The organism is Jatrophihabitans lederbergiae (assembly GCF_031845305.1).
GTDB lineage: Bacteria > Actinomycetota > Actinomycetes > Mycobacteriales > Jatrophihabitantaceae > Jatrophihabitans_A > Jatrophihabitans_A lederbergiae.
In genome coordinates, this window is sequence record NZ_JAVREH010000089.1 from 1 (window position 1) to 9,150 (window position 9,150).

General features: G+C 64.8%; 7 protein-coding genes and 1 pseudogene. 3 read left to right on the forward strand and 5 right to left on the reverse strand.

The annotated features are described in order from the left end of the window. The 3 genes and pseudogenes from RM423_RS23490 to RM423_RS23500 form a co-directional block, all read left to right on the forward strand. Positions 1 to 186, forward strand: a 186-nt coding sequence (locus RM423_RS23490) for a hypothetical protein (protein ID WP_311425471.1), incomplete at its 5' end; no start/stop codon positions are given. A gap of 93 nt (positions 187 to 279) precedes the next feature. Further along, a pseudogene (locus RM423_RS23495) lies at positions 280 to 387 on the forward strand (IS21-like element ISAau2 family helper ATPase IstB); the annotation flags it as partial. A 233-nt stretch (positions 388 to 620) separates the two neighbouring features. Continuing rightward, positions 621 to 1,961 carry a DNA methyltransferase gene (locus RM423_RS23500; RefSeq protein WP_311425477.1) on the forward strand — a complete coding sequence of 447 codons (1,341 nt, stop codon included), beginning with the start codon at positions 621 to 623 and terminating at the stop codon, positions 1,959 to 1,961. Here the strand turns inward: RM423_RS23500 and RM423_RS23505 are convergent. The 5 genes from RM423_RS23505 to RM423_RS23525 all read right to left on the reverse strand — a co-directional run bounded on the left by RM423_RS23505 (position 1,958) and on the right by RM423_RS23525 (position 8,148). Continuing rightward, positions 1,958 to 3,787, reverse strand: coding sequence for an ATP-binding protein (locus RM423_RS23505; RefSeq protein ID WP_311425472.1), 1,830 nt, complete (start codon positions 3,785 to 3,787; stop codon positions 1,958 to 1,960). The genes RM423_RS23500 and RM423_RS23505 overlap by 4 nt on opposite strands. A 1-nt stretch (position 3,788) precedes the next feature. After that, the gene (locus RM423_RS23510) at positions 3,789 to 4,991 is read right to left on the reverse strand and encodes a hypothetical protein (RefSeq protein ID WP_311425473.1); all 1,203 of its coding nucleotides are present in this window, start codon (positions 4,989 to 4,991) and stop codon (positions 3,789 to 3,791) included. 120 nt (positions 4,992 to 5,111) lie between these two features. After that, positions 5,112 to 6,281, reverse strand: a complete 1,170-nt coding sequence (locus RM423_RS23515; RefSeq protein ID WP_311425474.1) for an ImmA/IrrE family metallo-endopeptidase — start codon at positions 6,279 to 6,281, stop codon at positions 5,112 to 5,114. Next, entirely contained in the window at positions 6,274 to 6,918 is a 645-nt protein-coding gene (locus RM423_RS23520; RefSeq protein WP_311425475.1) for an RNA polymerase sigma factor, read from the reverse strand. The genes RM423_RS23515 and RM423_RS23520 overlap by 8 nt, the downstream gene beginning before the upstream one ends. Positions 6,919 to 7,005: 87 nt before the next feature. After that, positions 7,006 to 8,148 carry a hypothetical protein gene (locus tag RM423_RS23525; protein WP_311425476.1) on the reverse strand — a complete coding sequence of 381 codons (1,143 nt, stop codon included), beginning with the start codon at positions 8,146 to 8,148 and terminating at the stop codon, positions 7,006 to 7,008. Positions 8,149 to 9,150 lie beyond the last annotated feature (1,002 nt).

The window sequence follows — 9,150 nt, forward strand, 5'->3', positions numbered from 1 at the left end:
GCCTTCGGCACACCCTCCGCCGCCAGCCTCCTGATCAGCGCCCAGTCCTCCAAAGTGATCACACTCCAATCGTTGAGTGCTCACTTCTCACCGCCGAAACTGTTCAGTTTTCGAGCGCCGCCGACACTGCTCAATAACGCCGACTATGTGCGCTTTAGCCAACCGAGCGGTGCGGCTAGCGCTTGACGTTATGCGCGGTGTGAGCGAGGGCCTCGTGCTGTTTCGGGCGGGGTCAATGGCGGGCAGAGACCTGCAGCTTGACAGCGTCATAGAAGCATCCTCGCGACCGGCCTGGCGATCCGGGCCTGCCAGGCCGGGCACCGGGTCCTGTTCGCGACCGCGTCGGAATGGGTCGACCGGCTCGCCGCCGCCCACCACACCGGCACGAAGCCCACACCCTGAACCCCGCGCTGCTCGAAGTCCGTGACCCCGTCGGTCGCTTCAGACTGGCGGCCTCGACGTAGACCTGGACAGCCTGGCGCGCGATTTCGGGCCGGCGAACTGACTGGATCGTTCGTGGCGACGCACCTCGCTCCCGGAGTCGGCCGCCGGCCCGCTCGAATGAACCGTCCGTGTCTCGCCGGCGTGGAGCCACACGGCATGATCGTGGCGTGGCCACGATGTTGAACCAGACGCTCGACGACGCCGATCGGGCGATGCCGTGCCATCGACACGACCGTGCGCTGATGCCTGGCGCCTTGGACTTCAGCGCCTCCGGGCACCTGTATGCCACGCACGGATTGCATGCGTTCGCGGCGCGGTTGCCACCGCCGCTTGCTAGGTGGGCCATTGAGAGCTTCACCGATCCCGGCGACTACGTGCTGGACGTGATGTGCGGATCCGGTACGACCTTGGTTGAGGGGCTGCTGACAGGCCGGCATGCGTGGGGGGTCGACATCGATCCGCTCGCTCGGCTCATCTCGATGGTGAAAGCGACCCCGATCCCGAGTGCGGCGATCCTGGAACTCGCTGACGAGATCGAGAAGTGTCTTACTGTTAGCACGCTCGACGGTTCGTGGCGGCCGGCACTACCGCGGCTGAGCTATTGGTTTCGGGATGACGTCAGCTCCGATCTGGCTCGCCTCAAGAGTGTGATCGTCAGGACGACAGGCGAGGAGTCGGCGCTTCGGTCGCTGGCGTGGGCCGTTTTCTCCTCATTGATTGTTGCCCGCACGTCGGTGGCGAACGCGCGCGACCTGGTGCATTCGCGTCATCACTATCGCGAGTGGACCGCGAATCCCGACGTCCCGGGACGGTTTCTTAAGCAACTTCGCCGTGCGGCTCGGCAGATGCAAGACCTCGAAGATCAGATGCCAGATGGACCGTCGGTCACTGCTCGTCTGGCCGGGAACGACGCTCGGGAGCTTTCAATTGGTGACGGAGCAGTAGACCTAAGTTTCTTCTCGCCGCCGTATGTTTCAGCCCTCGATTATCCGCGAGCCCATGTCTTTGCGGTAGCGTGGCTTTCCGACGTCGTCGGAGTCGATGTCGATCAGTATCGCACCGATGCGCGCCGGTACATCGGCACCGACCGGGCAGCGCTCGCCGAGGCGACCACCGCACAGCCGCTGCCTCCGCGGACCGATTGGGACTTGGTCGATGACGTTGTCGAACGCCTGTCAGATGCACCCGAAAAGGCTTGGACAGTCCATCGCTACTTCCGCGATATGGCGGCGGTGTTGGCCGAATGTGCACGCGTGACTAGGCCGGGGGGTCACGTCGTTATCGTGGTCTGCCCATCCAATATTCGGCGCGTCCGTGTTGACACGCACGATGTGTTCGCTCAACTCGCACCGATCGTCTCCGCTGGTCGCTTGGAAGTGGAAGACACCTACGCGCGAACCATTCACGATCACCGCCGGGTGATGCCTTACCTAGAGCAGTCTTTCGGCGAGCGCATGCGAACCGAGTACGTGGTGGTCGCCCGGAGAACCGGGCATCGTGAGGTTCGCGGAACCTAGTCGACCATCCGCAGCTTGGCTGGCGTCGCGTCGACTGCAACGAGCAGCGGCCGGGTCATCGACGTGAAGGTCACGATCGCTTGCCCCGGGGCCAAAGCCGGCAACCGTTGCCATAGCCCGTCATCGATGCCGGCGACCGTCGACTTGAGGCGGCTGATTGTCACCGCGTCGTTGATTTTGTGCAAGACGAAATTGTTGACCAGACCCAGAACCTGGCGCGGCAGGTGCTGGGGTAGCTGGGTGACGAACATCAGCGACAGCCACCGCTTTCGTCCGCGCTTGGCGATACGTGCCACCTGCTGGAACAGGTGGGGCATCGCGGCGAGCCGTTCCTCGGACAGGAACTCGTGCGCCTCCTCGATAATGATCAGCGTCTTGGTCAATGCTGGGCCGCCGGGCACCTGACTCGCCTGATAGTGCTCGTCTTGCATCCGCTGCGTACCGCGGAGCAGATCGGCGATCACAAGGTTGTTCAGCAACGGGCTGTCGGTATCGGAGAGGTCGAAGATCGACACGCGCCCTGGCTGGAGTAGCGCGTCGTAGTCCAGCGGACTGGTGTTCGGGTGATCGAAAACGTTCAGCCTCATCAGGCGACCCACTTTGCCGAGCAACGCCCGCCAGGACAGGACGGCGTCGGTCTTGACCGCTTGGACTCTGGTAATGACCTGCCTCTTGTGATCGCCTCGGAACTCAGGTGAGCGAACGGAAACCTGGTCCAGATCGTCGCCGGCGGCTTTGGCGTGTAGGAGGAGGACGACGTCGTACAGGTTTGCGAGCCGCATCCGGGGATAGCCGGTGTCGAACTCGTCAAGTTCGATGCTGACCCGCATGTCCTCAGCGTCGCCTTTGCGGGGAAAGATGCCGAGGTCTTGCAGGATGTGTTTGGTGGTGTCGTAGGCCTTCTCGAACCGCTGCTTTTGTGCGTCGGTCAGGTCGAGCAGGTCCTCGACGACGAACGGAGACATGGTGCTGAACTGCAGCGTGTAGGGCACGATGTCGCCGTGGTCAGGGTTTGAGGTGTCTTTGCCGACGAGGGTGTAGATGCGGGTGTTCGGTACGCCACCGGGTTCCTGGCCGCGGCGAGCGAGCGCTGCCAGCATCGTCGGATCGGTGGTCGGTTCGTTGATCTGGGTGTACTCGCCCTCGGTGTCGAGCAGGATCACTGCGTACCGGTCGCGGGCGGCTTCGCCGATCACCCGGCTCACGGTAGTGGACTTGCCGCCGCCGGTGGTCCCGAGCACGCCCGTGTGACGCGGTAGGACGCTCTTGCGGTCGCCGGCGATCTTGACGTCGATCGTCTCGTCGCCGGCTGCAACGCCCAGGAGCATCGTGCCATCGACGCGGAAGATCGCCGCCTTCTCTTCTGAATTGACGACGAACACCGGACTGTTGGGAAGCGGCCGGAATCGTGGAGGAACCATCGTTCCGGACGCGAGCTGTTCGCCGATGATTTCGACTTGGACGCGGCCGTGGTAGCGCGGCATGAAGGTGGCGCCTCGCACGGCGGTCGTGACGATCGCGGGCGCGTCGGCGCGGAGCCCGTCAGGTTCGGCGAATGGTCCGGCAACCACGACCGCCAGGTAACGCCGTCGGTCGGGGTGGCTGTCAATGCGAACCAGGGACTGCGCGGGCACCTGTTGGACCGCGTCGGTCGGCAGCAGCACTGTGACGGTGTTGTCCTTGGCGCCGGGGGTGTCGAACATGGTGCGTCCGACACTGCCGCGGTAGGCCTCGGGCTCCTCCCAGGACGGCAAGGCACGTAGGCCTGCGATCCGGTCACCCTCCTCGGCATCATCTGGTGTGGCGGGCGTGATCTGTTCGGTCATGTCAGTTCTCCCTGGTGTTGCGTTCGGGCAGGTAACGGGTGGGTTCACCGTGCTCGCGGTAGGCCGAGGCGACGGCGTCGTCGAAGGTGTCGGCGCCGAACATGGAGCGACATGCGACGTCGGCGAGATCGATGGAGAGCGGGAAGCCGCGGTGTTCTTGCAGCACCGAGTCCGCGATGGCGATATGTGCGGCCTCGTGGACGCGGTCGACGTGGGCGAAGAACGGCGTGGCGGGGGCGTGCGCAGATGCGCGGTAAACGCCGACGGCGATCTGGTGGCCGATGTCGTCGACGAAGCTTTCCGCGAGCCGGCGCGACTCGGGGTTGTAACGGCCACCTTCCACGATGCGGCGCATCGCCTGGTCGGCGGTTTGGATGACGGCGTACTCCAGCGGGCCGAGGGCGTCGCCGATCGTGAGGAGCAGCCTGTCTTTGATCGAGGATGGCACGAACACGAACTGTTGGTAGGCGACCAGTTCCCGCAGTACCTTCAGCGATTCGGCGAGTAGGGCCATGTTTCCTGAGCCGGTGAGCAGCTCGTACGGGGCGATGTTGCCGTGTCCCATTCGCCACTGGGCGGTAGACCAATGAAGCAGGGTGGCGCGTTCGGCGTAGGTCATGATGCCGCGGCGAGCCAACTCGGAGAGGGTGTCGCGTTTGTCGGTGAATCCGACCGCCGTCCGGTCCTTGCGACGGGCCAGCAGATCCTTAGCTTCCTCGATCGGGTCGGACCCGACAGTGCGTAAGTCGCGGCGAAACATCCGCTGCGACAACGCGAGTTCGTCGCCCTGGTAGGAGATGAGGCAGACGCCGATCTGGGTCACGGTGAGCAGCAGGGTGTCGTGCGTGATCGACGTTCCGTCACAAGTGTCGAGCTGCCCGCTGAAGAGCACCTTGCGGTGCACCTCTTCCAAGTCGACGGGTGCGGCCTGGTGGACACCCGCGTCGGCCGGGGCGTCGGGTGCCGTGCGGAGAAGCGGGAAGACGTCAGAGCGGACCACGTTCTGCACGCGCCGCTCCTGCTCGAGCGCGGGGCCGACCTCAGCCTCGAGCCGTTGATAGAGCGCGCCGAGATCGACGCCGGCGTGCCAGGTGCTCAGATCCAGTGTTCGTTCGATCGACTCGCCGGTTGCCGCTTTGAACTCGTCGTCACCGACGAGGAACTCGCCGTCACCGGCATGCTCATGCCCAGGCTGACTCATCATCGACTCGATCCGTCGACGGAGTTGGGGGAGCGCAGCAAGCTCATACGTGTCTCTCCGGCGCCGGGCGCGAAGTACGACGCCGCGCGGCGACATTTCCTGGAGGCTCTCGTCGGGCTGGTCTCATGACTCCGTCTCCTGGTCGTCGACCGTCGCCACGTCAGATTGCTCGGCGTCGCGAGGTTCAGCGAGGCCGATGGCGTCGAGCAGGCTGCGTGGGCGTTGTGGCCGCAGCCGAGCGATGTGGTTGGCGTAGCGCGTCGCGAGCCCGGCGGGCAGACCGAAGCGTTCGCGCAGAACAGCCCGCGAATCCGCAGCTGTCGCCGTCTCCCGCATGACAGACCGCATTGGCGCGAGCAGCTCCAACGCGAGGCGTTCCGCCCGGTCTTCGACTTGGGCTGTTGCACTCGACAGGTGCCCACCGTGGGCATCGCGCTCCAACAGGTGGGTGTGGAAGCCAACGGGGACGTCGGCAAGCAGCGCGTCGAACCGCTCAGCGTCGGTTGGTGCCCGTTCGCCGTCGAGGACCGCCAGGAGGTCCGGGCGCCTGCGAGCGACGTCTTCTCGGGGAAGCAGGTAGTCGAGGACGAAGTGTCCGATCTCGTGGGCCACGGTCACGCGGCGCTGATCATGGTCGTCGGACCGATCGACGAACAGGATGCCGACACCGGCGTAGGCGGCCAGGCAACCACGCAGTGGTCGATTTGCGACGGCTGCAAACGTCGGCAGTTGGTGGACCTGCAACCACTGGTCGAGGTTTGCCACAGTCAGGTCGTCGATCTCGATGATGGCGACGGGGAGGTTGATCAGGATGGGCAGCTGAAGGTCTCGCGGGAACTGCTCGGGTCCCGCGTTCTCGCCCCAGAACCGATCGATACCTTGTCCGAGCCACCCGGGCAGGGTCGTTGCGTTGGCGCCGATCTCCTCGAACTCGGTGTATGCCAGGGCGTGATCGCGAGCGGCGGCCATCAGGCCGTTTGAGCCTGGACTGGACGCCTGTGCGCTCCCGCGGCTGCCCAGCGCACCCACGGCATCGGCCGTGCGCAGGAAGTTCGCCAAGTCTTCTTCGGGCACCCGGACCCGGACAGAGATCGCGGTCAGATCGTGGGCGTAATGCTCTCGTCGCGGAAGCCGGCACAGTCCCAGTGCTGACAACGACGGGGCCGCGATCCCGAACTCGCTGGCTGGGTCGAGATGGGTGAGCTGCCGGTAGCGGTCGAGTTCGAACGCGAAGAACCCTGCGACCGTCCGCAGCCGGTCGGCCGTCTTGGCCACCAGGGCCGGGTCACTCATCGTTCTCGTCCAATCCGAGGCGACGCAGATGCCGCATGACCCGATCCTTGTGTCGCTTCACCGCAGCCGCGCGCTCGAGGGGTGGCAGATGCATCAGATCAAGCACCTTGGCGGCGGCGTCAGTGGAATGCACTCCATCGATGTACATCAGCCAGATCAACTGGCGGTCGCGCTCCTCGGGAAAGGCCGCTCGCACCGACACCAACACACGCGAGGCGTCCAGAACGGGCACGGCGTCGAGCCACGCCATCTGGTCACCCAACTGGACCGCAGCGTCGTCGCTATCCGGATCGTTGCGAGACAGGTCCGATTCCACGATCCAGTCTCGCTCAAATTTCTTCTGCGACGAGGCGTAGGCGTTGAGCAGATCGCCGTGCGCCTGCATGGTCAACCAGGTCAGCAGCGCCGACCGTGCCGGGTCATAGCGCCGCGGGGCTTGTAGGTAGATCACGATGACCTCCGTCGCCGCGTCGTGACAGGCGTCGATGTAGTTTTGGCTCGGCCATTTGGCTCGCAGCCGGCTGACGAGCGGATCGAGGAGCAGGTCTGCCGCGTCGAGTGACGCAGTGGGGTCGCCGCTGAGCAGGCGTTGGTGGATATCCAACGCCTGCTGTTGCAGCTGCGTTCCAGTGACCACTACGTCCAGCTTTCGTCTGGCTGCTGTCGTGAGATCACGACGGCTTCACGGCGTGATGATTCTATTATCGGCCGTCGACTCGCACCCTCAAGCCGGCATATCGGCGGGAGCCGCGCTCGCGAGCGCCTGCTCGATCCGGTTCAGGACGCTGGTGAGCTCGGCACTTAATTCGGCGACCTGGCCGGATGCCTCGCCGATCTTCTTCGCGGCGGCTGAATGCGCCCGCCTGATGGTGCTTACCCGCTCCAGCGAGCGGCGTGCCTCGTCGATCAACCGGCCAACCACATCGAGGTCGATGCCGTCATGATCCAGACGGGACTCGCGCTGCACAATCCAACGTGCCCACGCGCATGCCAATCGAAGCGCGGTCGGGTCGGCATCGCCCTTGTCATACACCACGATCGCGCGGTCGTTGAACACGGCGAACGGTGCCGGCACCGGGCAGTTATCCGCGCCAGAGAACACTGCGATGGCGGCGTAGGCATCGCGGTTCTCTGTGGCTCGGCGCAGCTCGTCCAGGGTGGCCTTGAGCGTGAGCCGACGATCCTTGCACTCGACGACGTAGCCGCCGGCTTGCCCGCCGATGCTGGCCGGGTCGACCTGAACAACGATGTCGCCGACCCGCCCTCCCGTCGCACCGTCGAGCCGACCGACCGCTTCGGCAATGTCGCCTCGTTCGGCCGTAATTGCCGTGACCGCGAAGACCACCTGGTCCTCGAATGCCATGCCCTTCACGGCGCTGCGCTCCAGCGCGATCGCCGTCGCGGTAGCGCTCGCCTTGTCCGCCGTGATCTGCTCGGCCAGTCGACCGACCGCGTCGAGCACGGTCGCGACCTGGTCACGCACCCCGGTCAGCAGGCGCGACAACGGGCTGTCGTCAGCATCCGGGTTCAACAGCCGACGTGTCGCGGAGATCCCGTGCTCGGGATGCCCGAGAAGGTCTGCAGTCGTGCCCGTCACCCGTGTCGTGGTGTCGTCGAGGAGCGACCGCAATTGAGTCTCCAACGTCGCGAACGAATTCTCCACTACTGCCGTGTCGACGCTGACCTGGGCGATCGCCAGGGCCCGGGCTCCGGTCGACAGCGCCCGCTGGACCACGGCCTCAGCATCCCCTGAGCCGACGACGAGTGTGAGCAAGTCCGGATCCGCGCTCGCCAGGTCGTGAATGTGGACGACGCCATCGACGGCATATACGTTCGGATCGGGAAGGGATGCAAGCTGCGCTGTCATCGACGTGCTTCTCTCTAGGACGGCCACCCCGATGGCGGCCTCTACATACCCCCTTCCGGCGTAATGAGCTGATCGCGACACCAAGTGGGTATGGCCTGAGCGTTTCGCTTGCCTACTCCTGTCGGCAGTCGGCGCTCACTCCTCCGATGTCCACTGAACTTGCTGCGTCCAGTCGTCGCCGCCCTCCTCCGCTATGCCGATCTCGGCTAAGCCAAGGGGTATTTGCGCAAGAGGCGCCGCACGAGGCTGGAGCAGGGGTCACGCCGATCGCCATCGGGGCCCCGTGCCCGCCAAGAGCGTCACGAACTGAGTCCTGCTTTTCGGCGGTCGAGCCGTCCGCCTCGTGGCGCTCATGAATTCGTCGCCGGTGACATAGCTCAACGTGTGTCCAGTGCTCTGGCTCCAAGCTGTTGGCTCAATTCGCTGAGCTTTTGCAGAGCCAACTCGATCATGGCGTGACCGCGCGCTCGGCAGTACCCGTTCTCGCCGGCAGCTGGGCCGGGGCAGTCAGTTGTGTTTGACCCGACCCAAGAGGTCCACGTGCAACTGACAAGCGCGCAGCTAGACGAGAAACTTCAAGGTGCGGCGACTCCGAGCCTGCTCGCCGAGATGTACGCCCTCCTGCGCATCGAGCCCGTGGTTGGCTTCCAGTCCAGCGGAGTCAGTGCAGGCAGTGACGACCTTGCCCGGATCGTGGCGCGCCAGGGGCTTACGCCACGGACTCAACGCCTGCGACAAGCCCCGGTCCAGGCCCGAAGCCGGACTGTCTCGATTAACGCCACCGCACCTGCCTGGGACACGGTCTTGGTCGCTGTCGTGTCGATATGGACACGCGGGTACAACCCGATATTCTTCACCCGGAAGGTGCTCCTTGTTGGGACCTGACCCCGAGTAGTGGACACGCTCAATCCCTGCTTCGGTGGGGTGGAAGCGAGATGATCCACTCATGGCGAGGAAGAACTACTCCGAGGAGTTTCGCCGCGACGCTGTCGAGTTGTATCG

Bases quoted from the DNA above. Each gene is read 5' to 3' on its own strand.
- RM423_RS23500 (WP_311425477.1), top strand. From the start codon at position 621: ATGTTGAACCAGACGCTCGACGACGCCGATCGGGCGATGCCGTGCCAT.
- RM423_RS23505 (WP_311425472.1), bottom strand. From the start codon at position 3,787: ATGACCGAACAGATCACGCCCGCCACACCAGATGATGCCGAGGAGGGT.
- RM423_RS23510 (WP_311425473.1), bottom strand. From the start codon at position 4,991: ATGATGAGTCAGCCTGGGCATGAGCATGCCGGTGACGGCGAGTTCCTC.
- RM423_RS23515 (WP_311425474.1), bottom strand. From the start codon at position 6,281: ATGAGTGACCCGGCCCTGGTGGCCAAGACGGCCGACCGGCTGCGGACG.
- RM423_RS23525 (WP_311425476.1), bottom strand. From the start codon at position 8,148: ATGACAGCGCAGCTTGCATCCCTTCCCGATCCGAACGTATATGCCGTC.